This is a genomic window from Sphingobacterium multivorum (assembly GCF_900457465.1).
In the GTDB taxonomy this organism is placed as follows: Bacteria; Bacteroidota; Bacteroidia; order Sphingobacteriales; family Sphingobacteriaceae; genus Sphingobacterium; species Sphingobacterium multivorum.
This window is the reverse complement of record NZ_UAUU01000002.1, coordinates 594,027-620,508: the sequence shown is the minus strand read 5'-3', so window position 1 is coordinate 620,508 and position 26,482 is coordinate 594,027. Positions and strand designations below refer to the sequence as shown.

23 protein-coding genes and 1 pseudogene are annotated in these 26,482 nt (G+C 39.8%); 12 read left to right on the top strand and 12 right to left on the bottom strand.

Translation table 11 applies throughout. The features are described 5' to 3' along the window. Positions 1 to 71: 71 nt before the first annotated feature. From DTA23_RS02805 to DTA23_RS02790, 3 genes are all read left to right on the top strand, one after another. Positions 72 to 1,442: a DEAD/DEAH box helicase gene (locus DTA23_RS02805; RefSeq protein WP_070562365.1), complete on the top strand. Its 1,371-nt coding sequence runs from the start codon at positions 72 to 74 to the stop codon at positions 1,440 to 1,442. 357 nt (positions 1,443 to 1,799) lie between these two features. Further along, a complete protein-coding gene (gene gldC, locus DTA23_RS02795; RefSeq protein WP_046674054.1) occupies positions 1,800 to 2,150 on the top strand; it encodes a gliding motility protein GldC in 351 nt (116 codons plus the stop codon). Positions 2,151 to 2,177: 27 nt separating this feature from the next. Continuing rightward, a complete protein-coding gene (locus tag DTA23_RS02790; protein WP_112373768.1) occupies positions 2,178 to 2,585 on the top strand; it encodes an EVE domain-containing protein in 408 nt (135 codons plus the stop codon). A 110-nt stretch (positions 2,586 to 2,695) separates the two neighbouring features. Here DTA23_RS02790 and DTA23_RS02785 read toward each other — a convergent pair whose 3' ends face one another. From DTA23_RS02785 to DTA23_RS02755, 7 genes and pseudogenes are all read right to left on the bottom strand, one after another. Beyond that, on the bottom strand, positions 2,696 to 3,223 hold the full coding sequence (locus DTA23_RS02785; RefSeq protein WP_046674180.1) for an acyl-CoA thioesterase: 528 nt from the start codon (positions 3,221 to 3,223) through the stop codon (positions 2,696 to 2,698). A 14-nt stretch (positions 3,224 to 3,237) separates the two neighbouring features. Further along, complete coding sequence (locus DTA23_RS02780) at positions 3,238 to 4,152, bottom strand: SDR family oxidoreductase (RefSeq protein ID WP_112373767.1); 915 nt, start codon at positions 4,150 to 4,152, stop codon at positions 3,238 to 3,240. Positions 4,153 to 4,334: 182 nt separating this feature from the next. Beyond that, entirely contained in the window at positions 4,335 to 5,279 is a 945-nt protein-coding gene (locus DTA23_RS02775; protein ID WP_112373766.1) for a M20/M25/M40 family metallo-hydrolase, read from the bottom strand. Between the two features lie 88 nt (positions 5,280 to 5,367). Next, positions 5,368 to 6,018 carry a lipoprotein signal peptidase gene (locus tag DTA23_RS02770; RefSeq protein ID WP_070562322.1) on the bottom strand — a complete coding sequence of 217 codons (651 nt, stop codon included), beginning with the start codon at positions 6,016 to 6,018 and terminating at the stop codon, positions 5,368 to 5,370. Between the two features lie 55 nt (positions 6,019 to 6,073). Continuing rightward, positions 6,074 to 6,460: a TraR/DksA family transcriptional regulator gene (locus DTA23_RS02765; protein ID WP_046674049.1), complete on the bottom strand. Its 387-nt coding sequence runs from the start codon at positions 6,458 to 6,460 to the stop codon at positions 6,074 to 6,076. A gap of 3 nt (positions 6,461 to 6,463) precedes the next feature. Next, positions 6,464 to 9,878: pseudogene (gene ileS, locus DTA23_RS02760) on the bottom strand (isoleucine--tRNA ligase). Between the two features lie 214 nt (positions 9,879 to 10,092). Next, on the bottom strand, positions 10,093 to 10,443 hold the full coding sequence (locus tag DTA23_RS02755) for a HesB/IscA family protein (protein ID WP_046674047.1): 351 nt from the start codon (positions 10,441 to 10,443) through the stop codon (positions 10,093 to 10,095). A gap of 285 nt (positions 10,444 to 10,728) precedes the next feature. Between DTA23_RS02755 and glyA the strand changes: the two genes are divergently transcribed. From glyA to purE, 9 genes are all read left to right on the top strand, one after another. Next, positions 10,729 to 12,000 carry a serine hydroxymethyltransferase gene (gene glyA, locus DTA23_RS02750; protein ID WP_046674046.1) on the top strand — a complete coding sequence of 424 codons (1,272 nt, stop codon included), beginning with the start codon at positions 10,729 to 10,731 and terminating at the stop codon, positions 11,998 to 12,000. 542 nt (positions 12,001 to 12,542) lie between these two features. Next, positions 12,543 to 13,139, top strand: coding sequence for an RNA polymerase sigma factor (locus DTA23_RS02745; RefSeq protein WP_046674045.1), 597 nt, complete (start codon positions 12,543 to 12,545; stop codon positions 13,137 to 13,139). Positions 13,140 to 13,581: 442 nt separating this feature from the next. Then, a complete protein-coding gene (locus tag DTA23_RS02740) occupies positions 13,582 to 14,277 on the top strand; it encodes a zinc metallopeptidase (RefSeq protein ID WP_112373765.1) in 696 nt (231 codons plus the stop codon). 133 nt (positions 14,278 to 14,410) lie between these two features. Continuing rightward, the gene (ffh, locus tag DTA23_RS02735; protein WP_046674043.1) at positions 14,411 to 15,751 is read left to right on the top strand and encodes a signal recognition particle protein; all 1,341 of its coding nucleotides are present in this window, start codon (positions 14,411 to 14,413) and stop codon (positions 15,749 to 15,751) included. Positions 15,752 to 15,884: 133 nt separating this feature from the next. Beyond that, positions 15,885 to 17,420, top strand: coding sequence for an IS1182 family transposase (locus tag DTA23_RS02730; RefSeq protein ID WP_112373764.1), 1,536 nt, complete (start codon positions 15,885 to 15,887; stop codon positions 17,418 to 17,420). Positions 17,421 to 17,831: 411 nt separating this feature from the next. Then, positions 17,832 to 18,422: an NADH-quinone oxidoreductase subunit A gene (locus DTA23_RS02725; protein WP_070562335.1), complete on the top strand. Its 591-nt coding sequence runs from the start codon at positions 17,832 to 17,834 to the stop codon at positions 18,420 to 18,422. A 2-nt stretch (positions 18,423 to 18,424) separates the two neighbouring features. Next, complete coding sequence (locus tag DTA23_RS02720; protein ID WP_046674041.1) at positions 18,425 to 18,928, top strand: NADH-quinone oxidoreductase subunit B; 504 nt, start codon at positions 18,425 to 18,427, stop codon at positions 18,926 to 18,928. 31 nt (positions 18,929 to 18,959) lie between these two features. Next, a complete protein-coding gene (locus tag DTA23_RS02715; protein WP_112373763.1) occupies positions 18,960 to 20,102 on the top strand; it encodes a 5-(carboxyamino)imidazole ribonucleotide synthase in 1,143 nt (380 codons plus the stop codon). An 8-nt stretch (positions 20,103 to 20,110) separates the two neighbouring features. Next, positions 20,111 to 20,620, top strand: coding sequence for a 5-(carboxyamino)imidazole ribonucleotide mutase (purE, locus tag DTA23_RS02710; RefSeq protein ID WP_112373762.1), 510 nt, complete (start codon positions 20,111 to 20,113; stop codon positions 20,618 to 20,620). Positions 20,621 to 20,773: 153 nt separating this feature from the next. Here the strand turns inward: purE and DTA23_RS02705 are convergent, their stop codons facing one another. The 5 genes from DTA23_RS02705 to bshA all read right to left on the bottom strand — a co-directional run bounded on the left by DTA23_RS02705 (position 20,774) and on the right by bshA (position 26,147). After that, the gene (locus DTA23_RS02705) at positions 20,774 to 22,309 is read right to left on the bottom strand and encodes an IS1182 family transposase (RefSeq protein WP_112373761.1); all 1,536 of its coding nucleotides are present in this window, start codon (positions 22,307 to 22,309) and stop codon (positions 20,774 to 20,776) included. A gap of 110 nt (positions 22,310 to 22,419) precedes the next feature. Next, entirely contained in the window at positions 22,420 to 23,403 is a 984-nt protein-coding gene (locus DTA23_RS02700) for a sugar phosphate isomerase/epimerase family protein (protein WP_239468802.1), read from the bottom strand. A gap of 230 nt (positions 23,404 to 23,633) precedes the next feature. Further along, positions 23,634 to 24,197, bottom strand: a complete 564-nt coding sequence (gene frr, locus DTA23_RS02695) for a ribosome recycling factor (protein WP_070566206.1) — start codon at positions 24,195 to 24,197, stop codon at positions 23,634 to 23,636. A 28-nt stretch (positions 24,198 to 24,225) separates the two neighbouring features. Continuing rightward, complete coding sequence (gene pyrH, locus DTA23_RS02690; RefSeq protein WP_046672284.1) at positions 24,226 to 24,930, bottom strand: UMP kinase; 705 nt, start codon at positions 24,928 to 24,930, stop codon at positions 24,226 to 24,228. Positions 24,931 to 25,004: 74 nt separating this feature from the next. Beyond that, positions 25,005 to 26,147, bottom strand: a complete 1,143-nt coding sequence (gene bshA / locus DTA23_RS02685) for an N-acetyl-alpha-D-glucosaminyl L-malate synthase BshA (protein WP_046672291.1) — start codon at positions 26,145 to 26,147, stop codon at positions 25,005 to 25,007. Between the last annotated feature and the right edge of the window lie 335 nt (positions 26,148 to 26,482).

Sequence of the window (26,482 nt, the reverse complement as noted above, 5' to 3'; positions counted from 1 at the left end):
ATTGAAAGTAAATGTGTACCGTATTGGTTGTCAAGGAAAGTCAAATGGACTCTTTTCCTTATCTTTGCAAGATGCAGCAATCATTTGAAAATTTTAAATTCAATAAACAGATCTTAAATGCGATAGCGGAGGCGGGGTATCAACAACCGACAGAGATCCAGGAAAAGGCAATTACGCCAATATTGGCCGGTCAGGATGTGATGGGTATCGCTCAGACTGGAACTGGAAAAACGGCGGCGTTCGTTTTGCCCATGCTGATGAAGCTAAAATATGCTCAGGGAAATGATGCGCGTGCGTTGATTTTGACACCAACGAGGGAATTGGCCATGCAAATCGAAGAAAATATTAAACTGTTTTCTACTTATCTTGATTTGCGTTCAGTGGTACTTTATGGTGGATTAGGGCCAAAAACTCAAATAGAAGCACTCGAAAAAGGAGTGGATATTATCGTTGCAACTCCGGGTCGATTTTTGGACCTGTACCTGGAAGGACATATTGGCGTTAAGTCACTTAAATTTTTGGTCTTAGATGAGGCCGATAAGATGATGGATATGGGCTTTATCAGTAAGATCCATCGCGTGCTTGAAATTGTACCACGCAAACGGCAGAACTTACTGTTCTCAGCAACAATGAGTGAGCTTGTCCGCAAAATTGCAGGCGATTTCTTAGCATTTCCGACGGTTATTGAAGTGTCCGAACAAGCTACACCAGCGAAGACGGTAAGCCAGGCGCTCTATATCGTTCCCAACCAAAAGACAAAATTGAATTTACTTCAACATCTCCTAAAAGATGATGAAGCGTTTAGCCGATTGATTGTTTTCTGTAAAACAAAGCAGGTAGCAGATAATGTTTTCCACTTTTTGGAACGCAAATATGGTAAAGATGAGGTTCGTGTTATTCATGCCAATAAAGGCCAGAACACACGCATCAACTCTATTAATGCATTTAAGGAAGGAAATATCCGGATTTTGGTCGCAACGGATGTGGCGGCGCGAGGACTTGATGTTTCTAATGTAAGCCATGTGATCAACTTTGAAGTACCTATTGTTATTGAAGATTACGTACATCGTATTGGACGTACCGGGCGAGCGTTCAATGAGGGGGACGCCATCACGTTCTGTAATGAGGCCGAGAAATATTATGTTCGCAAAATCGAAAAATTGATCAAGCAAAGTATCCCTGTGCACGCACTCCCAGAGGATGTCTTTATAGAGAAAACACCTTTTCATGAAAAACAGGATATTGCGCGCGAGATTGATAATCAAAAGCGAAAAGATGATCCTGATTTCCAAGGTGCTTTTCACGAGAAAAAATACGTTATCAAACAGAAAGAAGTGCGCGAGGCACAACGAGCTTCGGGATTTAAACCAAGAGCAAAAAGTAAAAGTAAATCTGCAGGTGGAAAATCGGGGGGAGCAAATCGTAATTTTAAAAAACGTTAATTTATTGTGCGCTTTACACCACTAAATATCGCTAGTGCATGCCTTGTTGCCTGGTTTGTTATGGAAAACCCCAATGATGAAAAGGCCTTATTTACATGGGGTGCATTTATACTATTGTTGTTGATATTGACCGTCATTGATATTGTATTTAGGATCTTTGTAAAGCCAAATAAAAAAATGTGGTTATTACAATTGGCATTTTTGATAGTCGTTTGTGTCACCAGTTTAATTGTTAAAGTTACCTTTGGGTAAAAGGTAAAATTTAAAAATAAAGACGAGTTAGGTTGTAAATCGATGACAAATATAGTCTCTGTTTCAAAAAACATAGCTCAATAAAAATAGCTCAATAATATTAAAATGAAAAAAGCTGAAATAAAATTACAGGTAGCGTTAGATGAAAACAACGTGCCTGAAAATATCATGTGGTCGTCTACAGATGGAAATAATGCAGAGGAATTACCTGCAAAAGCCATGTTTTTAGCCCTATGGGATTCACATTATAAAAATTCAATGCGTATCGATCTTTGGACTAAAGATATGCCTTACGATGAGATGAAACGTTTTTTCTATGAAACACTTCAAACATTGGGCGACTCCTTTATCCGTTCTTCAGGCGGTGATCCAATGGCAGAAAAGGTTATTGGCGACTTGCGTGATTACTGTGCGCATTTTGCAGATAAAATGGAAGTTTTAATGCCACAACAATAGTTTTAAACGCTTAACAGAAATTTGACCATGCAATACTTCTTAGTAAAATCTGAACCATTTAAATATAGCTGGGAACAATTTAATAAAGATGGCCGTACATTTTGGGATGGTGTTCGTAATTACCAAGCTAGGAATAATATCAAAGCTATGAAAGAAGGTGATTTGGTCCTGTTCTACCATAGCAATGAAGGAAAAGAAGTTGTCGGCGTGGCCAAAGTCGTCAAGGAATTTTATCAGGATCCGACAACAGATGACGAGCGTTGGGTCGTTGTGGATCTGGCACCTGTAGAGACGCTGAAGAAATCCGTTACGTTGGAAACCATTAAGGCTGATGCGCAGTTGCAGGATATCGCTTTGGTCAGACAGGGGCGTCTGTCTGTGATGCCTTTGAAGCCGGAGGAGTTTGATCGGATTTTAGCGCTCGGTAACGAGTAAACTACCGCAAATAAATAAACCCAGTGTATGGGGATATAACAAAAAAGGGAAAACAAGCTGTTTTCCCTTTTTTATTATTTGCACGGTATGTAAGCCATAAAAATTAGGTATTAATTCTTTTGGCTAAAAAGACTAACCAGCGCTTTTAATTTTTTTGCATTTTCAGGCTTTAATTTCCCCGCGAGAATAAGACGCAGCTCTCTTCGTTGTAATGCATCTTCGTAAGCTTTGTGTTCTATGTCTGTTTCAGGAATTAGTACCGGCACAGCTTTGGGGTTGTTATCCGCATCAACAGCAACAAAGGTATAATAAGCTTCGTTGGTTTTTACACGGGTGCCTTCCGGTAAATTAGATGCGAAAATTTCCATGCGTACTTCCAAAGAACTATTAAACGCACGTGTTACTTGAGCTTGTATCGTGACGACCTCACCCAGTTTAATAGAGCGCTTAAAAGATACATTATCAACAGATACTGTGACGACGACATTGCTACAGTGTTTTTGAGCAGCAATAGCCGAACAGATATCCATCCAATACAATAAACGGCCACCCATCAAATTTCCAAATGTATTGGTATCGTTGGGTAATACCAATTCGTTCATCTCTGTGTATGACTCTCGCGCAAATTTCTCTATCATATCATTTTTTGTCATTATCGTCCAAACGTTTTGAATTGATGATCTATGATTGCCAAAGCATCCGTAAATGACGTCGGCACATAACCCAATTCAGCGTTAGATCTAGTCAGGTCAAAGCCTGTCTGCCGTGGCCTGTTTTCTGCCTGTCCAATGCTGGCAGCGCTGATCTCCGAAATCAATCCTTTGTCTAGTTGCCAGAAGTCTGCAATTTTGTAGACAGCCTCATTGATCGACATAAGCTCTGCTCCTGAAATATGAAATATTCCCTGTGCTTCTCGGTCAATAGCGAGTTGGCAAGCATAAGCTAAATCATCCACAAAGGTAGGCATTCTCCATTGGTCATTGACTACTTTTATAGGTTCATTTTGTGACAACTTACTTTTGGCCCATAATACGAGATTCGAACGATTGGGGTCAGCATTGATCCCATAGACTAATATTGTGCGAAGGATAGCATAATGACAGCCCGATTTTGCAAGCACTTGTTCGGAAGCATATTTACTTTTCCCATATTCACTTTGTGGATTGGGGAGATCTGTTTCATCATAAGGCGTATTTTTTTTGCCATCAAATACAAAGTCCGTAGATAAGTGGACCAGTTGAGTCTGATGTGTAGTACAATAGGAGGCAAGATAGGCCACAAGATCGACGTTAAGCGATTGACATACGGCTTGATCTGCTTCACAAGCTTCCACACTTGTCATGGCTGCTGTATGTACAATTGCATCAAAAGTTTGTGCAGCTAAAAAATCTGTCAGTTTTTCCCGATCCGATAGGTCTACTTGATAGAAAGTATAATTCACTTGATTCGGGTTGCGATTTGGACCCTTCGAAATGGCAACAACATCATATTGGTCATTTTTTGCAAGTAAATCAACGACTTTTTGGCCGAGGAATCCATTGGATCCTGTCACTAGTATTTTTTTCATCAACAATAATTAAATGATATCCAAGCACCCGTTTATAAAGACTCGTTTGCAGGGACTTAAGTGCGCTGTTTAGTTTATTCGTGTATGTCTACAAACTCGTTGACTAATCTCTGTTATAGCATTTGAGCATATAAAAAGCTAGATTATCACTTGCTGTTAAAGACAAATCCGCTTTTTTTGTTTTAGTTGGTCCATATAAAGTCCATTTTACTGGATTGTTTCATGATATTTTCAACCACTGTTTTTTCTAGATCTAAAATGGCTTTTAAAGCATTGTAATCAATTTTATCGGCATCATCGGTCGGCATATGGTAGTCTGGGTGTCCACCAGTATGGAAAAATAACACCGGTATATTCTTTTTGTAGAATGAAGTTTGGTCAGATCCGCCATTACCATCCTTACTAAGATTAAATTTTATAGGTGCTTGAACATCTTTGAATATAGCCGGCCATTGACTGCTTGTTCCATAGCCGATTACAGCAAGGCCATTGCTTGGATTATAACGGCCAATCATATCCATATTCAGCATGGCTGTGATTTTCTCCAATGGGAGCGTAGGGTGTTCCGTAAAATATTTGGAACCTACTAATCCCAATTCTTCTGCCCCGAAAGCGATAAATAATAGGTTGTAAGGTTCTTTTTCCTTGTTGCTGCTAAAGTAACGTGCGAGCTCCAATAAACCAGCGGTACCAGAGGCATTATCGTCGGCTCCGTTATGGATTTTGCCTACTCCTAAAGAATCCTTTGAGCTTCCTTGACGACCTGTTCCCAGGTGATCGTAATGTGCGCCTATAACAACTGTTAAGTCGGCACCATTGTCAAGAAATCCAATGATATTATCTGCATTGCGAATGCTGTCTGCAACTTTTACTTTCCAGACTTTGGCTTTGAAGGATTGGCGGTAGCCTTTTTCACCTTTAGGCTCAAGTTTGTATTTTTTGAATTCCTTTTCAATATAATCTGCAGCTTTAAAGACTTCCTTACTGCCCGTTCCTCGTCCTTGCATTTTGTCGTCAGCGAGGTAATAAATATGTTTCTTTAAGTTAGAAACTTCGATCTGCTGCGCCTGTGCTATTTGGATTCCTAGTAGGCAGCAAAGTGTCAGAAGTAGACTAATGTTTTTCATGCGAATAGTAGAGTTTAGAAGTTGTATTGGGTTATATGTAAAAAAAATAAAAGCCTTGCGATTAACAAGGCTTTTAAGGAATATTTCGTTAATCTTCAACGATTTCGCTGTGTATGCTGGATTTTTCTTCTTTTTCGGTTTTGAAATACCGTTTTTGAAATAATAGGATTAAAACCACCCCAACAGAAATCGCCGAGTCTGCAATGTTGAATACAGGTCGGAAAAAGAGAAACTCTTCACCACCCCAAAAGGGCACCCAAGAAGGGAAGTTACCTTGAATCAATGGGAAATAAAGCATATCGACTACTTTCCCGTGCAGGAAGGAAGAATAACCACCACCTGCTGGAAACAAACTCGCTTTATCATACCAGGTGCTTTCACTAAAGATGACACCGTAAAAAGCAGAATCGATGATATTTCCAAGTGCACCGGCAAGAATTAAGGCAACATTTAAGATGAAACCCCGGTTGTACTTATTTTTGATCATGTAATGCAGGCCGTATCCAATACCCGCTACGGCTAAAATACGAAATACCGTCAAAAATAATTTTCCATAATCACCGCCAAATTCCATCCCATAGGCCATTCCATTGTTTTCAATAAAATGAATCTGGAAAAATTTGCCCAATACATGGTGGCTTTGTCCGATTGTCATGGATAACTTAACCCAGATCTTCGACAATTGGTCTATTAAAAGTATCGCGACAATAAGCGCGATCGGTTTCGTATAACCCTTCATTGTGTTATAAAAATGGTCTTTGCCTAAACAAAGACCATATATTTAATGCCTAAAATTAATATTGTTTGTTTTTCGCTTCGATGCTCAACGTTGTATGTGGAACAGCTTTCAAACGTTCTTTTTGAATCAGTTTTCCTGTTTCTCTACAGATACCATACGTTTTGTTCTCGATGCGCACCAACGCTGCTTCTAGGTTGTCGATAAATTTCTTTTGACGAGCAGCCAATTGGTTTGTTTGCTCTTTTTCCAAAGTAGCTGAACCGTCTTCCAATGTCTTGTACGTTCCAGCAGTATCGTCGGTACCATTAGCATTACTGTTATTTAGCGTTGCGGTCAACGAGGAAAGCTCTTCTTTTGCTATTCTAAGCTTGTCCAAGATAATATCTTTGAATTCTTGTAATTCTGAATCGCTATAGCGTGTTTTCTCGTTGTTGTTTGCCATAATTTAATTTTTTTGGATTAATGCCTTAAGTTCTTTGCCATCGATCTCGATGGTCTCTCCTTCAGTTAGTGAATCTTCAAATACCAATGAATCGGCCAGAATTTCGGTGCAAATATACGATAAATTTTCGTTGGCAGCATTGACCACTTCTGAAGCAGCTGTTAACTTTACGTTAATTCTATCAGTTACTTCTAATCCTTTATCCTTCCTTAGATTTTGTAGGCGGTTGATCAATTCTCTTGACAAACCTTCTTTTTTCAATTCTTCGGTGATATGTACATCTAATGCTACGGTCAATTTACCTAGGTTCGCTACCTGCCATCCCTCGACGTCTTCTGCTATAATTTCTACATCGCTCAATAGAATCGTATATGGCGTGCCTGCTAGGGCCAATTCGCCTGTTGATTCCAATGAACTTATTTGATCTATAGTCAACGATTGGATAGACGAAGAAACTAACTTCATATCCTTACCAACTTTCGCGCCAAGAGCTTTAAAATTTGGTTTTATTTTTTTCTTAATGATACCGGTGGTGTCCGTAATAAACTCGATATCTTTGATATTCGTCTCCGAAAGTATCAGATCTTTTACTTTTTCTACCTTTTCCTGGAAGGCACTATCAAGTACCGGAACCAAAATTTTGTTTAATGGTTGACGTACGTTGATGGAGGTTTTCTTACGCAAGGAAAGTGTCAAAGACGAGATGTCCTGCGCTAACGCCATACGTTCTTCCAGATCTTTATCGACTAAACTTTCATTGTAAACCGGGAAATTCGCTAAGTGAACGGATTCAACTTGTTCCTTATTCGTTGCTGCATTCAAATCCAGGAATAACCTGTCCGAGAAGAAAGGTGATATTGGCGACATCAATTTCGCAATCGTATCAAGACATGTATAAAGTGTCTGATAGGCCGAAATTTTGTCTTCTGTATAATCTCCTTTCCAGAAGCGACGACGGCAAAGACGGACATACCAGTTGCTGAGATGTTCATCAACAAAGTTTTGAATAGCACGCGCTGCTTTTGTAGGCTCGTAATCCGCCAAGTATTCGTCTACTTCCTTGGTCAACGAATTTAACAAGGAGATAATCCAACGATCAATTTCAGGACGTTTCTCCAACGCAATATCGGATTCTGCATAGGAGAACTTATCGATATTGGCATACAATGCAAAAAAAGCGTAGGTATTATATAAAGTACCAAAGAATTTACGACGGACTTCATCCAACCCTTCCATATTGAATTTAAGGTTGTCCCATGGAGCGGCATTGCTGATCATGTACCAGCGTGTTGCATCGGCACTGTATTGATCGATCGTCGAGAATGGATCCACACCGTTGCCCAGGCGTTTGGACATCTTATTTCCATTTTTATCCAATACCAGGCCATTGGAAACGACGTTTTTGAAGGAAACCGATTTGTACATCATCGTAGAAATCGCATGTAAGGTGAAAAACCAGCCCCGTGTTTGATCAACCCCTTCAGCAATAAAGTCTGCCGGGTATGCATGATCGAATCCAGCTTTAAAAGGAAATTGTTCCCCTTTGGCTAATTTTTCGTGATCCAGTCCCCATTGTGCATAGGGCATGGCACCCGAATCAAACCAAACGTCGATCAAGTCAGGTTCGCGGAATAACTTTTGTCCGGCATCAGAAACCAAGACGATATCGTCTACATAGGGACGGTGAAGGTCCAATTGTTCGGTATCGAATTTATCCAAGTAAGCTTTATTTTTCGCTTTTTCATCCTCAGACAGAATGTCGGAGGTCAAAGAAGCTTCCAATAAAGACTTTAATTCAGGTAAGGAACCGATACAAACCTCTTCATTTTCGTCTTCTGAGCGCCAGATAGGAAGTGGAGTTCCCCAATAACGTGAACGTGAAAGGTTCCAGTCTACCAAGTTTTCCAACCAGTTTCCAAAGCGTCCAGTACCGGTTGCTTCAGGTTTCCAGTTGATGGTTTTATTTAAGGCAACCAAATCTTCTTTCACTGCTGTTGTGCGGATAAACCAGCTGTCTAGCGGATAGTAAAGAACAGGTTTGTCTGTCCGCCAACAGTGTGGATAGGTGTGCTCGTATTTTTTGACATCGAAAGCTTTGTTGTCCTCTTTTAGTTTGATAGAGATCAATACATCCGTAGGTTTGAAATCTTCTTTTGAACGTTCCTCTGCACTGTAATATTCCTCTTTGACAAATCTTCCGGCAAAATCGGTGATTTCACTTACAAAACGTCCCGTACGGTCAACAGTAGGAACCTCTTTTCCGTTTTCATCTTTCACCAAGATGCCCGGTACACCATGTTCTTTTGCGACACGAAAGTCATCCGCACCATAAGTAGGGGCCGCATGGACGATACCCGTACCATCCTCGGTCGTAACAAAGTCGCCTGGAATAACGCGGAAAGCATTTTCTTGTAAATCCTCGCTGGTGATATAAGGCAACAATTGCTCATAACGCAAGCCAACAAGCTCTTCGCCCACAAATTCTGCTGCAAGCTCCCAAGGAATTACTTTGTCGCCCAATTTATAGTCTTGGAAGGATGCATTTTCGCCTTCTGCTTTAAAATGTTTGCTGATCAGATCTTTCGCTAATACGACGGATACAGGCGCACCGGTATATTTATTGAACGTTCGGATCTTCACATAATTTATTTTCTTGCCTACAACCAAAGCTGTGTTGGACGGTAAAGTCCATGGTGTGGTGGTCCAGGCAATGAATGCAACATCCTCCGCATCGTCGTCAACTAATTTTTCTATAGCTGGATGAAGCTGACTTTTGATCAGTCTAAATTCTGCAACGATAGTGGTATCTTTCACATCTTTATAGGTGCCGGGCTGGTTAAGTTCATGTGAACTCAATCCCGTACCTGCTGCCGGAGAGTAAGGCTGTATCGTATAACCCTTGTACAAAAGACCTTTTTTGTAAAGTTCTTTCAATAAATACCATAAAGTTTCGATGTATTCATTCTTGTAAGTAATATAAGGATGTTCAAGGTCAACCCAATACCCCATTTTGGTGGTTAGGTCATTCCATACATCGGTATATTTCATTACCTCCTTGCGACAAGCGTCATTATATTGTTCTACGGTAATCTTTTTGCCGATATCCTCTTTTGTGATTCCAAGGGCTTTTTCGACAGCAAGTTCAATGGGCAGGCCATGGGTATCCCAGCCGCCTTTTCTTTTCACTTGGTAACCTTTCAAAGTCTTGTAACGACAGAAAATATCCTTAATCGTACGTGCCATCACGTGGTGAATCCCGGGCATGCCATTTGCAGAAGGCGGACCTTCAAAAAATGTATAGGTCTTGCTTTCAGGACGATTATTGATACTTTTTTTCGAATATTTTTTCCTGTTCCCAACGGGTCAAAATCTCTTTACCTATCTCGGGTAAATTTAACTGCTTATATTCTTTGTACATCAGACTGTTGTATGCTTCTTTTATAAAGGTCGCTAATTTAGTGATTTATGATGGAAAATGAAAGAGGGCTTTGTTGTACTAATCTCATTAAATCGAGGTCGAACTTTTTGAAATCTCTCCTCGATCAACCGACAAAAAATGAGTGTGGTGTCTACTACGACAAAGGGACTACCTATGGCAGTCCCTTTCTTATTTCATTTGTACTGAAATTCAGTTATGCTGAAAAACTGCTTCCACATCCGCAGGTACTTGTTGCATTGGGGTTATTAAATGTGAAGCCCCTTGCATCGAGTCCCGATTTGAAGTCGATTTCCATTCCGGCAAGATATAGGCCATGTGCTTTGTTCATAAAGATGCGGATTCCTTGAATTTCGTATTCGTTATCGCCGTCCTTTTTCTGGTCAAAGCCCAAGATATAACTCATACCGGAACAACCGCCGCCTTCAACACCGACACGTAAACCAAAATCATCAGAGATTTCTTGTTGATCCTTTAATTTATTTAGTTCCTTGATTGCCCCCTCTGTTAAAGAAACAGGAGCAACTGCTGTATGTTCTGTACTCATTTTAATAGTGTTTTAGCCAATCCAATACAAAAATACATTTTTTTAACGGCAAATTGCTTGACCTGGATTTTTTGACATTTTCGAAACATTCAATTCTTTGTCCGCTTATTTTGTCCGATAGTACCATAAAATGATCCCGACCTAATTAGGTAATTCGCATTAATAAGGCTGTTTTTCTAAGAACATTTAATAAAATATGGCTTTTTGTCGATATTCTTTATGGAATATGCTATCTTTGAGGCATTAAAATAAACTACAAAATTTACTTTACAACATTTAAAAACAATGGAAAGAGATCAAGCCATTTTTAATTTAATAGCTGATGAGCTTAAACGCCAAGAAGAAGGTATTGAATTAATTGCTTCAGAGAACTTTGTTTCAAAACAAGTGATGGAAGCTGCTGGTTCAGTGTTGACAAATAAATATGCAGAAGGCCTCCCAGGAAAACGTTACTATGGAGGTTGTGAAGTTGTGGATGAGATCGAAACCATCGCAATTGACCGTGCAAAACAATTATTTGGCGCAGAATGGGTAAATGTTCAGCCTCACTCTGGTGCTCAAGCAAATGCGGCTGTTTTTTTGGCGACAATCAAACCTGGCGACAAAATTTTAGGTCTTGATTTATCTCACGGTGGTCACTTGACACACGGTTCGCCAGCGAACTTATCGGGTAAGATCTATCAACCATTATTTTATGGTGTAAAAGAAGACACTGGTTTAATTGACTATGAGCAATTGGAAGAAACAGCGCTTCGTGAAAAACCAAAGATGATTATCTGTGGTGCTTCGGCTTATTCTCGTGATTGGGATTACGCACGCATCCGTAAAGTTGCAGACGAAATTGGCGCTATCGTGATGGCAGATATTTCTCACCCTGCAGGTTTAATCGCGCGTGGTTTATTGAATGATCCACTTCCACATTGCCATATCGTTACGACAACGACGCACAAAACGCTTCGTGGCCCTCGTGGTGGTATGATCATGGTCGGTAAAGATTTTGAAAATCCATGGGGTATCAAAACACCTAAAGGTGAAATCCGTACAATCACACAATTATTGGATTTAGCTGTATTCCCAGGTACGCAAGGTGGTCCTTTAGAACATACAATCGCTGCGAAAGCGATTGCTTATGGTGAGGCTTTATCCGATGAGTATATGGAATATATCGTTCAAGTAAAGAAAAATGCAGCTGCATTGGCGCAATTCTTTGTAGAAAGAGATTATAAGATCATCTCTGGTGGTACAGACAATCACTTGATGTTGGTGGATCTACGCAATAAAGATATTTCTGGTAAAGAAGCCGAAGCTGTATTGGGTAAAGCGGGTATCACAACAAATAAAAATATGGTTCCTTTCGATACACGTTCTCCTTTTGTGACTTCAGGTGTACGTTTTGGTACTGCTGCAATCACTACACGTGGTATTAAAGAGAATGAAATTATTCAAATCGGTGAATTGATCGATGAGGCATTGAAAAATGCATCTAATGATGCGCAACTGGATTTGATCCATGGTAAAGTAAAAGCAATGATGGCTGAGTTCCCATTGTATAAATAAGACTTTTTCCATAGGAATAGAAAAAGCGGAATTACCGATGCGGTGGGTCTGCTTTTTTTATCCCGTCTTTTTTTCTACTGCCATTGTAGAAAGGATAGTTCCGTTACAGTCTCGTATCAACTTAACTTTTTAGACGATATTAACAACAATCTTATACGGACTTTAAACGGATTTTATAGGTATTCATCCGAATGAGGTCCCTATAAGGTCCCTATTAGCTCCCTATAAAGTCCGTATGAAGTAATAACTTTAAAACTTGTTATTTTGGAGCTGTTCGAGGTTGTTATTCCATCTTGTCTGAAGGGGCGTACTGTGGTCGAAGAACCTTTATTTTGGAATTATGAGGTAGATAACTTATTTTTAAATGTTAAAAAATCTTAAAATAAATTGTAATAATTTGATTACTCATTTATTTTACGGTAATTTGGATTTAGATTAATTGATTGTTTTACAATAAGAAAGGATAGTTTATACGGCAAACATTTACATTTTAACACAGAACTGATAATTTATTTGCGAACTGCTAAAGAAGTAAGTGACGTATGAGACTTTTAAAAAGTAAAAGCGATCAAGAGTTGATCCAAATGTATGTCGGTGGCCAAGAGTCCGGTCTAGAGGCATTGTTGAATCGATATAAATCGAAAATATATACTTCCATATATATGAAAGTAAAAGATGAATATCTTGCTGAAGATATTTTCCAGGAGACTTTCATAAAAATCATCAACACCTTAAAATCCGGTAAATATAATGAAGAAGGTAAATTTTTACCTTGGGCTATACGTATAGCGCACAATATGATCGTTGACTTTTTTAGAAAAGCAAAACGTGCTCCGAATATTGTGAATGCCGACGGGTTTGATATTTTTGAGGTGCTCGAATTTAGTGATGAAAGCGCAGAGTCAAAAATGCTCAAACAGCAGGTTGATGTCGACCTTAAAAAAATGATTCAAAAGCTTCCGGACGATCAAAAAGAAGTGCTTATTATGCGTCACTTTTGTGATATGAGTTTTAAAGATATTGCGGAGATAACCGAAGTAAGTATCAATACTGCTTTAGGGAGGATGCGCTACGCATTGAGCAATTTACGTAAAATGATTGAAGGTACTGATCTTACCCTGCAAATGGGCTATTTATAATAAAGGGGGCATTTTTTAATGCCCCTTTTTATTTGCATTGCTAATTGGAGCTATAGGAAGTCTTGACGCTTTTATAGTTTCTCGTCTTTTGTCTTAATAGTATAGCAAGGCTACAATCCGTTGGGCATCGTGTTTTCAAAAGCCATTTGCTTCAATAATAAGCTCCCTGATCGAACTTGAAATAAAACGCATCTCCAATACTCACCGATGAGACTACATCTTGGATTCTTGTTAAATAGCGCAGGTGCTTCACTGTACGAAGCTGATAATGGAGTTATCTGCCCAAATGATCTGGCAATTATGTCATGTGGAGATCAGAAGAACCTGTTCTTTTTGTCAGGTCAAAGACTTTTTTTATCTTAGAAATTCATGCATATACCTTTTTTCGACGATTGGAATAAGGTTTGATAGTCATATAATAAAATAAAACGATTGAATAGCTATGTACTTGATTTTATTTATTGGAATAATGGTGGTAAGCCTGATTGTCCAAACAAGATTCAAAAACAAATTTAAGAAATACGCCGAAATACCTTTGAGCAATGGGATGTCTGGAGCTGAGATTGCGCAAAAAATGTTAAATGATAACGGTATATATGATGTAAAGGTAGTGTCTATTCCAGATCGCTTGGGAGATCACTATAATCCGTCAGATAAAACCGTAAATTTAAGTCCTGAAGTTTACAGTGGCCGCAGTGTTGCAGCTGCAGCAGTAGCGGCGCACGAATGTGGCCATGCTGTACAGCACGCCAAAGCCTATAAATGGTTGGGATTCCGTTCGGCAATGGTTCCGATGGTAAATGTGGCCTCTAAAATGACATCATGGGTATTGATGCTGGGTGTTATGCTATTTGCTTTTTCCAAAGGGGGTAACCCCTGGCTTTTAGCTGTTGGAGTGGGGGCTTTGGCTATTACGACCCTGTTTTCTTTTATCACCTTGCCCGTAGAGTTTGATGCGTCGAACCGCGCACTGGAATGGTTAAACCATGCTGGTGTAACCTATAATGGCGAAGAACATGACGGTGCGAAAGATGCTTTGAAATGGGCAGCGATGACTTATGTCGTAGCGGCGTTAAGTGCGTTGGTAACACTTTTGTATTATGCGTCTATTTTATTCGGTGGCCGTAGAAGTGATTAAATACGGATATTGTAACTTTATCCTACAAAAATGCGATTATTTTTCATAGTCGCATTTTTTATGGGGTGTTAATGAGGTTACTATAGACAATTTTTTTAACTTTGCTGTTTATATAGAATAAGATTCAGATTTTATGTTTTCAAATCTTCAAGATAAGTTAGATAGGGCCTTTAAAGTATTAAAAGGACAGGGTAGTATTACCGAGATCAACGTTGCAGAAACGATGAAAGAAATTCGCAAAGCGTTGTTGGATGCCGATGTGAATTATAAAACTGCCAAAACTTTTACCGACGATGTTAAACAAAAAGCTTTAGGCGAAAATGTACTGACAAGTATTTCCCCGGGCCAATTGTTGACGAAGATCATGAACGATGAGTTGACAGCTTTGATGGGCGGATCTGTTACGGAGCTTGAGACTGGAAAAAATCCAACAGTCATTCTAATTGCGGGTTTGAATGGTGCTGGTAAAACAACTTTCTCCGGTAAGTTGGCCTTGTACCTTAAAGATAAAAAGAATAAAAAACCATTGTTGGTGGCTGGTGACGTTTACCGCCCTGCAGCGATCGATCAATTGGAAGTGCTTGCCGAACAAGTGGGCGTACCAGTGTATGTGAATCGTGAATCTAACGATCCTATTGCGATTGCCAAAGCCGGTGTGGAAGAAGCAAAACGCAATGGAAATAATGTCGTAATCATCGATACAGCCGGTCGTTTGGCCATCGATGAGCCTTTAATGGTGGAGATTACAGCAGTTAAAGAGGCGACAAAGCCAGACGAAATCCTATTTGTTGTGGATTCAATGACTGGTCAAGATGCCGTGAATACAGCTAAGACGTTCAACGACCGTCTGGACTTTACAGGTGTAGTATTGACTAAGTTGGATGGTGATACACGCGGTGGTGCAGCTTTATCGATTAAATCTGTCGTTAATAAGCCTATCAAGTTTATTGGTACAGGTGAAAAGATGGATGCATTGGATGTATTCCACCCTGATCGTATGGCCTCTCGTATTTTGGGTATGGGTGACGTGGTATCCTTAGTGGAACGTGCACAGCAACAGTTTGACGAGAAGCAAGCCGCAGAGCTCCAAAAGAAAATCCGTAAGAATAAATTCGATTTCAACGATTTTAAATCCCAGATTCAACAAATCAAGAAAATGGGTAATATGAAAGACCTCATGGGAATGATCCCTGGCGTTGGGAAAGCAATGAAAGATATTGAAGTCGATGACAATGCTTTCAAACCCATCGAAGCGATTATCGATTCCATGACACCTTTTGAACGCGAAAACCCAGATGTCATTGATCAAAAACGTCGTTTACGTATTGCCAAGGGATCAGGTACTGATATTAATGAAGTGAATAAGTTATTGAAACAATTTGGTGATATGCGTAAAGTCATGAAGCAGATGTCTAATCCGGCGATGGCGGCTAAATTGATGCGTAATATGCCCAAAATGCCAGGAAAAATGTAATTTTTAGAGAATAGTTACATCATAAGAAGAGGCTGTCTCAAAAAGGCAGTCTCTTTTTTTGCATTATCTAAGGTTTATTATTTGTTTTAACGGTTTGATTTTCATATATTTATAGTGTAAACAAAAAGGATATATGCCATCTCAAAGAGCTACTTTTAAGCCTTACTATCAGGACCAGATCATGGCCATTCCTCCAACTTTGGACGAACTGGTGTCCAAAGGTCATCCGGTACGTATCGTTAACGATGTAATCAACCGGATCAACATCCAGTCCCTATTGGACGCTTATAAGATAAAAGGCTGCTCCAGTTATCATCCGCAGATGTTGTTGAAAGTTTTGGTGTTTGGCTACGTAAGCAATGTCTACAGCAGTCGCAAATTGGAAACGGCGTGCCGGGAGAACATCAATTTCATGTGGCTGAGCGGCATGAGCTATCCCGATCACAATACCATCAACAGATTTCGAGGCGTTCGTTTGAAAGAAGCACTTCGTAGTGTATTTGAAGAAGTTGTCAAACTCCTATCCGAAGAAGGTCTGCTGAGTATAGAAGATGTTTACACCGATGGCACCAAGATTGAAGCCAATGCTAACAAATACACCTTTGTCTGGAAAAAAGCTATCCAGACCAATAAGGAGAAGATGAAAGCTGCCTTAAAAGATATTTGGGAATACGCCCAAAGTATCGCCAAAGCAGAGGACAACCTTCCGGAACCTCCCGATCTGACAACAATTGACCGCGAAAAAGTTCAGGCTACGGTCGATAACCTGAACCGGGTCTTGTCCGATAAACCTTCGGTAAGCAAGAAGATGAGGGCAAAGTTGCGCTATGCGACTAAAAACTACCCGGCCAAGATTGTTCAATATGAAGAGCAGGAAGTAACGCTTGGAGATAGAAATAGTTATAGCAAGACAGATCCCGATGCTACTTTTATGCGCATGAAAGAGGATCATATGAAAAATGGCCAGCTCAAACCAGGTTATAACATTCAGATATCTACTTCCAATCAATACATCGTCAATTACACCATACATCCCAACCCCACAGATACCACAACGCTACCCGGTCATCTGGCACAACATGAGGCGAGCTTTGGGGAAATACTGAAAACCATTACCGCAGATGCTGGCTATGGCAGCCAGGAGAACTATGCGTTACTAGAAGGGAAAAACATTGGGGCCTATGTGAAATATGGTATGTTTGACAAGGAGCAGAAAAAGAGTTATTCGGGCAAGAAGCCATTCTCCGTTGATAAACTACATTATAACCCTGCAAAAGATTGCTATATCTGTCCAATGGGACAGGAAATGAACTGCATAGGTCTATTTACACAAAAGACCTCCACAGGTTTCGAGCAAAAAATAAAAAGATATCAGGCAAAAAACTGCACAAACTGCCCATTGAACGGTGCTTGCCACAAATCACAGGGCAATAGAATCATCCAGATAAATGAACAGCTTGAGGCTTATAAAGATAGAGCATACGGATTGCTTAACAGCGATGTCGGTATAGCCAAAAGAAAACAGCGATGTCACGATGTCGAACCAGTCTTTGGAAACATAAAACAGAACCACGGGTTCCGAAGATTTATGCTCCGCGGTAAGGAAAAAGTGTCCATAGAATGGGGGTTATTGGCTATAGCGCAAAATCTAAGGAAAAAAGCAGCTTAAAAAGCTACTTTTTGTTCTTTTTCTTCCCAAATGAACAGTTCTGTGAAATAATCAACAAACAACTCACAAATCTATCGCATAGCCATATTTAATAAAAAAGCTGCCTCAATAAATTTGAGACAGCTTCTCTTTTTTTTTCTGAAAATGTCTGATCTTATTGGCCAGAAAGAACCTTCAGTCCGCTTTCATTGCTGTTGGTGTCTGCAAAGTCATGAAGGTTTTGAACATGGCATTGCTCTTTCGATTAATTTTCGGTTGCTGCTAAGTGCTGCACCAGATGAATTGGGGACTGCTTGCAGACCGGATACGGGGCATTAGTGCCTTAAAATTCGAACTGTTTTTAAAGAAATAATTCGTAATTTCAAGTTCCTCACCCGAGTAAACGAAATATTTGTTAAATTTGTAATTATTATGGATGACCCCGCGCAATTATCGGAATACGGCAAAATCCTTATCATTCTGCTGATAGGGGCGCTGTTAGTCTGTGCGACCATTTTTCTAGCACGTTTAATCTCTCCGAAAAAGAATAATCCCATCAAATCTGGTACTTACGAATGTGGAGAGGATCCCATTGGTTCTTCTTGGGTTCAGTTTAATCCACGGTTCTATGTTATTGCCCTTGTATTTTTACTTTTTGATGTAGAGCTTATTTTTATTTTTCCATGGGCCACTGTATTTGGACAGTCCGAATATATTGCGGCAGATGGAAGATGGGGGTGGTTTACCATGATTGAAATGGCTATGTTCATTGGCATTTTAATTTTAGGATTGGTTTTTGTCTGGAAAAAGGGCGATTTGGAATGGGTTAAACCGAATGTGTCCTTACCTAAAGTTCCTGTGGCTATCCCGGATAGTGCCTATGCAAGCCTGAATAGTAGGACGTATCAGGTGCGTGATTATGCACGGATTGTAGAAGATGCTGTCGCGCACAAAACGACGACAGATGAACACGTGTCGACGCCGAAACCAGCCTTTAAACCTCGATTTAAAAAACCTGAGTAAGCATGAGTTTAGATAGTCAATTGCAGAATAATGGTGTTATTGTTGCCAAATTAGATGATTTGCTGAATTGGGCAAGGTTGTCTTCAATGTGGCCCATGAGCTTTGGTATTGCTTGCTGTGCCATTGAAATGATGGGGGCAATGGCTTCAACGTATGATTTAGACCGGATGGGCGTATTCCCAAGGCCTTCTCCACGGCAATCCGACGTGATCATTATTGCTGGAACGGTTACTTTTAAGATGGCCGATCGTATCAAGAAACTATATGAACAGATGCCCGATCCTAAATATGTTATCTCGATGGGCTCTTGCTCCAACTGTGGCGGTCCATATTGGCAGCATGGTTATCATGTGGTCAAAGGGGTAGATCGAGTGATCCCTGTGGATGTTTATGTCCAGGGCTGTCCGCCACGTCCCGAGGCATTAATTGGTGCTTTTATTGAGTTGCAAAAAAAGATAGACAAAGAAAGCTTGTTGGGTGAGCAATTGTTCAGCGGAAAAGCTTAAAAGATAAATTTTATAAGATTTTAAATCAATTATGGCAAAAGATTTTTATGGTGAATTGCAATTGGGTATTCTTGGCGGTGGTCAACTGGGAAGAATGCTCATCCAGGAAGCCATTAATTACAATGTAAATGTTCATGTATTGGACCCGGATAAGAATGCTCCTTGTCGCAAGTTGTGCAATAAATTTGAATGTGGTTCATTGGGCGATTTTGAAACGGTCTATAATTTCGGTAAGGATTTGGACATGATCACGATCGAGATTGAGAAGGTGAATGTAGATGCTTTAGAGAAACTGGAAGGCGAGGGCGTTATCGTGTACCCACAATCACGTATCATTCGTCTGATTCAAGATAAAGGTCTGCAAAAGCAATTTTTTAAACAAAATGATATCCCCACTTCGGCATTTCAATTGATATCCAATAAAGATAATTTAGTGAATGCCTCGTTAAACTTACCCTATATCCAGAAATTGCGTAAGGATGGATATGATGGGAAAGGGGTAAAGAAGGTTGTTAACCAACAAGATATACAAGATGCTTTCGAAGAACCCAGCTTAATTGAAGAATGGGTAGATTTTGAAAAAGAAATTGCGGTCATTGTTGCCCGGAATGATAAAGGTGAGGTGTCTACATTTCCAATGGTAGAGATGGAATTTAATCCTCAGGCTAACTTGGTGGAATTTTTGATTGCGCCGTCTTTGTATGGTGTAGAGATCCAACAACGCGCAGAGGCTATAGCAAAAAAGATTGCCGATGATCTGCAGATCGTGGGTATATTGGCTGTAGAGATGTTCCTAACGAAAAATGGTGATATTCTGGTCAATGAATTGGCTCCGCGTCCGCATAATAGTGGTCACCAGACCATAGAGGGTAATTATGTGTCGCAATTTGCACAGCATTTAAGAGCTATCTTCAATCTACCGTTAGGTGATACCAGATGCAGAACGAACGCCGTTATGATTAACCTGTTAGGTGAACCTGGCTATGAAGGATTGGCCAAATACGAGGGTGTAGAAGAGGTGTTGGCAATGGAAGGCGTATATATCCATTTATATGGAAAGAAATATACGAAGCCATTCCGTAAGATGGGCCATGTTTGTATTATCAATGATGACCGGGAGAAAGCGATCTCCAATGCAAGAAAAGTACAAGAAATATTAAAAGTTAAAGCTTAAACAATACTATGTCAGTCAATAATAAGGCCCAGGTAGGCATTATCATGGGAAGCAAATCAGATCTTCCTGTTATGCAGGATGCGATAGATGTGCTCAAAACCCTTGGGGTGGAATTTGAGGTAACGATCGTCTCAGCACATCGTACACCACAACGTATGTTTGATTATGCCAAAAATGCAGCATTTCATGGTTTGAAAGTTATTATTGCTGGAGCGGGTGGTGCGGCGCATTTGCCTGGAATGGTCGCTTCAATTACACATTTACCTGTAATAGGCGTACCTGTAAAATCATCAAATTCCATTGATGGATGGGACTCGGTACTTTCTATCCTTCAGATGCCCAATGGTATTCCTGTAGCAACTGTCGCTTTAAATGCGGCGAAGAATGCAGGTATATTGGCAGCTCAGATTCTGGGTACACATGATGAAACAATCAGCAAGAATATCATCGAATTTAAAGAAGAGTTGGCGAGAAAAGTAATCGAGACCGCAGTAGAGGTCGAAGATACCGAATTCTAAGCTGACAATCTTACAAAATAAAAAAAGAAGCTGTCTCAAATTTATTGAGGCAGCTTTTTTATTAAATATGGCTATGCGATAGATTTGTGAGTTGTTTGTTGATTATTTCACAGAACTGTTCATTTGGGAAGAAAAAGAACAAAAAGTAGCTTTTTAAGCTGCTTTTTTCCTTAGATTTTGCGCTATAGCCAATAACCCCCATTCTATGGACACTTTTTCCTTACCGCGGAGCATAAATCTTCGGAACCCGTGGTTCTGTTTTATGTTTCCAAAGACTGGTTCGACATCGTGACATCGCTGTTTTCTTTTGGCTATACCGACATCGCTGTTAAGCAATCCGTATGCTCTATCTTTATAAGCCTCAAGCTGTTCATTTATCTGGATGATTCTATTGCCCTGTGATTTGTGGCAAGCACCGTTCAATGGGCAGTTTGTGCAGTTTTTTGCCTGATATCTTTTTATTTTTTGCTCGAAACCTGTGGAGGTCTTTTGTGTAAATAGACCTATGCAGTTCATTTCCTGTCCCATTGGACAGATATAGCAATCTTTTGCAGGGTTATAATGTAGTTTATCAACGGAGAATGGCTTCTTGCCCGAATAACTCTTTTTCTGCTCCTTGTCAAACATACCATATTTCACATAGGCCCCAATGTTTTTCCCTTCTAGTAACGCATAGTTCTCCTGGCTGCCATAGCCAGCATCTGCGGTAATGGTTTTCAGTATTTCCCCAAAGCTCGCCTCATGTTGTGCCAGATGACCGGGTAGCGTTGTGGTATCTGTGGGGTTGGGATGTATGGTGTAATTGACGATGTATTGATTGGAAGTAGATATCTGAATGTTATAACCTGGTTTGAGCTGGCCATTTTTCATATGATCCTCTTTCATGCGCATAAAAGTAGCATCGGGATCTGTCTTGCTATAACTATTTCTATCTCCAAGCGTTACTTCCTGCTCTTCATATTGAACAATCTTGGCCGGGTAGTTTTTAGTCGCATAGCGCAACTTTGCCCTCATCTTCTTGCTTACCGAAGGTTTATCGGACAAGACCCGGTTCAGGTTATCGACCGTAGCCTGAACTTTTTCGCGGTCAATTGTTGTCAGATCGGGAGGTTCCGGAAGGTTGTCCTCTGCTTTGGCGATACTTTGGGCGTATTCCCAAATATCTTTTAAGGCAGCTTTCATCTTCTCCTTATTGGTCTGGATAGCTTTTTTCCAGACAAAGGTGTATTTGTTAGCATTGGCTTCAATCTTGGTGCCATCGGTGTAAACATCTTCTATACTCAGCAGACCTTCTTCGGACAGGAGTTTGACAACTTCTTCAAATACACTACGAAGTGCTTCTTTCAAACGAACGCCTCGAAATCTGTTGATGGTATTGTGGTCGGGATAGCTCATGCCGCTCAGCCACATGAAATTGATGTTCTCCCGGCACGCCGTTTCCAATTTGCGACTGCTGTAGACATTGCTTACGTAGCCAAACACCAAAACTTTCAACAACATCTGCGGATGATAACTGGAGCAGCCTTTTATCTTATAAGCGTCCAATAGGGACTGGATGTTGATCCGGTTGATTACATCGTTAACGATACGTACCGGATGACCTTTGGCCACCAGTTCGTCCAAAGTTGGAGGAATGGCCATGATCTGGTCCTGATAGTAAGGCTTAAAAGTAGGTCTTTGAGATGGCATATATCCTTTTTGTTTACACTATAAATATATGAAAATCAAACCGTTAAAACAAATAATAAACCTTAGATAATGAAAAAAAAGAGACTGCCTTTTTGAGACAGCCTCTTTTTTTATTTTGTAAGATTTGCCTGAACATAATCGTAACTTTTTTTGAGACTTTCGATCTTATTTGGCATATAGATATTGTCTTGCTCGACAAATGCATATTTAAGTCCGGCTTTATTCTTTTCTTTGACGATTTCAAGGAAGTTGATGCTTCCGGTCCCCACTTCGGTATACTTGATGTCATTGAAGATTTGCTCAATCGGCAATTTTCCATCTTTGGGCCATTCAATGGGATTGGATTTTGTTTTATCCATATCTTTGACATGCCAGAGTTTAAAACGGTTGGGGAATTTTTCAAACAAGGCTATCGGGTTTTTACCCGCTTTCTCTGCCCAGAAAAGGTCTAATTCAAAATCGACCAAATCAGGTTCAGTGAATGCTAACATCACCTCTTCACCGGTCGTATTATTGCCCAGATCCCTAAATTCCCAGAAATGGTTGTGGTAGGCAACTTTTAGACCCAATTTTTTAGCCTGTTCACCAGCTTTATTCAATTGCTCGGCAGCATAGAGATAATCATCTTTTTTCAATGCATTCAGATCAAACATCGGTGTTACAGGAGCAATTACATATTCTTGGCCAAGTTCTTTTGCTGCATCAAAATAAGCCGCAAGATCTTCTTTGTCGGTATGCGCTTTACTGAGGTATTTGGACATATCGTAATGGCCTGAATGTGTTTTTAGACCGTTATCATCCAATATTTTCTTCAACTCTTTGTAAGGCAATTTCCAGAACTGCTTGGCTGTGGCGTCTATCCCATACAGCTCAACATGTTTATACCCAATTTTGGCAATTTGTTCCAAAGATCCTTTCGGATCTTTATCCATTAAATCGCGAATGGAATACAGCTGTACGCCTATATTCTGTAATGGATTGTCGCTGATTGCACCGGCTTTATTTTGACAAGATATAAAGTTGGGCACCAGATAAGCTGCCGAAAGACCTATTCCAGCTTGCTTTAAAAATTGACGACGAGAATTGTTCATCATATAATTGATTACTTGTTAGTGTACAATGTACAATTATTTGTTCAGAAACCAATGGTACAACAGGGAATATTTTTGAAGTGTATGCTGAATCTTAACCCATAAAATTTTTGGAAGGTCAATGTCTTGTAGGTTGGGAAGAGTTCTTTTTAGGGGAGGAGTGCGGAGTTCTTCACACCAATAAAAAAGGTCTGAATATTTTTCAGACCTTTTTTCTATTCAATTAGGAAAACTTAAACAGTCATGATATCTTTTTCTTTCAGTTCAGCCAATTTATCAACTTTTACAATGAATGCATCTGTTAATTTTTGAACTTCACCTTCAGCAGTTTTGATTTCATCTTCAGAAGCGCCGTCATTTTTTAATTTTTTGATGGATTCGTTGACATCTTTACGGATATTACGTACACCAATACGGCCTCTTTCAGTTTCTTCTTTTACTTTCTTAACCAAATCACGTCTTCTTTCTTCTGTTAAAGGAGGAATATTCAGACGAATAACGATACCGTCATTCTGTGGGTTGATTCCTAGGTTAGCGTCAGTGATAGCTTTTTCAATTGCGTTGATGAGCGATTTTTCCCAAGGTTGGATAACAATAGTCCGTGCATCAGTTGTATTGATGTTGGCCACTTGTGAAAGTGGAGTGGCGCTACCATAATAGTCTACTGAAATTCCATCTAACATCGATGGAGAAGCTTTACCCGCACGAATTTTAGTTAATTCGGATTCGGTGTGAGCAACTGCTTTGGACATCTTGTCTTTACAATCGTCCAATTCAATTGAAATTAGTTCGTTCATATAAGATTACGTTTTTTACAGATTTAAATTATTTAACCACAGTTCCTACATGTTCACCATTAGCAAGTTTCAATAAGTTGCCTGGTTTGTTCATATCAAATACGATGATCGGTAATTTGTTTTCTTGACAAAGGGTAAAGGCTGTCATATCCATAACATTTAATCCTTTCTCATAAACCTCTGTGAATGATATTTCTTCAAATTTTGTTGCAGTAGGATCTTTTTCAGGATCTGCGGTGTAAATACCATCCACACGGGTTCCTTTCAATACGGCATCCGCATTGATTTCGATTGCACGCAAAGATGCAGCGGTATCCGTTGTGAAATAAGGGTTTCCTGTACCAGCTCCGAAAATAACAATACGGCCTTTTTCCAAATGGCGTACAGCTCTTCTGCGAATAAATGGTTCGCAGATTTGCTCCATTTTGATCGCAGTAAGCAAACGTGTCTTTTTCCCAACTTTCTCAAGCGCATCTTGAAGTGCCATGCTGTTGATGACTGTGGCAAGCATGCCCATATAGTCTGCTTGAACACGGTCCATGCCTGATTTTTCGGCGCTTAGACCACGATATATATTACCGCCACCGATAACAATTGCAATTTCTAAACCTTGATCGTGAAGTTCTTTGATATCATTAGCGTATTGTGATACACGGTTAATATCGATACCGTAGCTTTGGTCACCCATTAAGGATTCACCGCTAAGTTTTAATAAGATACGTTTGTATTTCATAATTGTTTTTTTTGGAAATTTTCCAAAGGTCAAAGATAAAATATTTTTTTTATCCCTTAAGCCTAAAATAATATTTATTGTGCTTTTATTGTTTGATTAATGACTTCTCCGTAATACTGTTCATATAAAGGCATAATATTGGACAATTGGAATTTTTTCGCATGATTTAATGCCGCTTCCTTAAATTTTTCTAAGCGCTCTCCATCTTCCAAGATATAAATCGCATTCTTTGCCATATCTTCAACATCACCAACAGCACTGAGAAATCCAGTGACGCCGTTTTCATTCAGCTCAGGTAACCCTCCAGTATTGGAAGAGATAACTGGCACTTGGCAAGCCATGGCTTCTAAAGCCGCAAGACCGAAACTTTCCGAACTTGAAGGCATCAGAAAAAGATCTGATACAGACAATATTTCTTCCACTGCATCCTGTTTCCCCAAGAAACGGACGTCCTTGCAGACATCAAGTTCTCTGGATAGCTCTTCTGCATTTCGACGCTCAGGACCGTCGCCTACCATCAATAATTTGGAAGGGATAACATCATGTACTTTCTTAAAAATACGGATGACATCTTCTGTATTTTTGACTTTTCTAAAGTTGGACGTATGGACTAATATACGCTCATTGCCGGGGGCAATGGCTTTTTTGAAATGTGACCGATCTTTATTGCTAAATCTGTCGAGGTCAATAAAGTTGGGAATCACTTTGATATCGCGCGTAATATCAAAATATTGAAGCGTCTGATCTTTCAGATTCTGTGATACAGCGGTTACGCCATCGGACTGATTGATGGAGAATGTTACGACCGGACTAAAACTCTTGTCTTTGCCAACCAATGTAATATCTGTCCCGTGTAAAGTCGTCACGACAGGAATATTAATGCCGTAGGTAGTGAGTAAGATCTGTTTGGCCATAAATGCCGCTGATGCATGTGGAATGGCATAGTGGACGTGGATCAAATCCAACTTTTCGAAGCGAACAACATCAACCAGTTTGCTGGCTAACGCAGATTCATAGGGTAGAAAATCAAAAAGAGGATACTGCGAAACAGCTACCTCATGATAGTATAGGTTTTCAGAAAAGAAATCCAGACGTGCAGGTTGTCGATAGGTTATAAAATGAATCTCATGTCCATTTGCGGCCAAGGCCTTTCCTAGTTCGGTTGCAACTACACCACTTCCACCAAAGGTGGGATAACAAACAATTCCTATTTTCATCTGCGTAATTATGTCTGAGCGCATATTTTAACGGCATCCCGTTATAAACGCTGTTTATTTTTTGTTAAAAGGCTCCCGGGAACCTCGTGTTAGTACTTTGATTGTCGTTGTTCAAGACTCGCAATGTCCATTACATACAAACGCTATTCATTCATGTGGCACCGACGAAGTTCTTTAGCTTGACAATTGCCCTCTTATTTTACTTTATGATAACAAGGTAAATTGAAGATGCTTTTTCCTGAATTTTGTGTTGCAAATTTCGTCTATTTATGCGTAAAATAACAAAAACCAATTGCCATAGTTTTGTGAATTTTTTGATTGGTTAAAAAGCACTA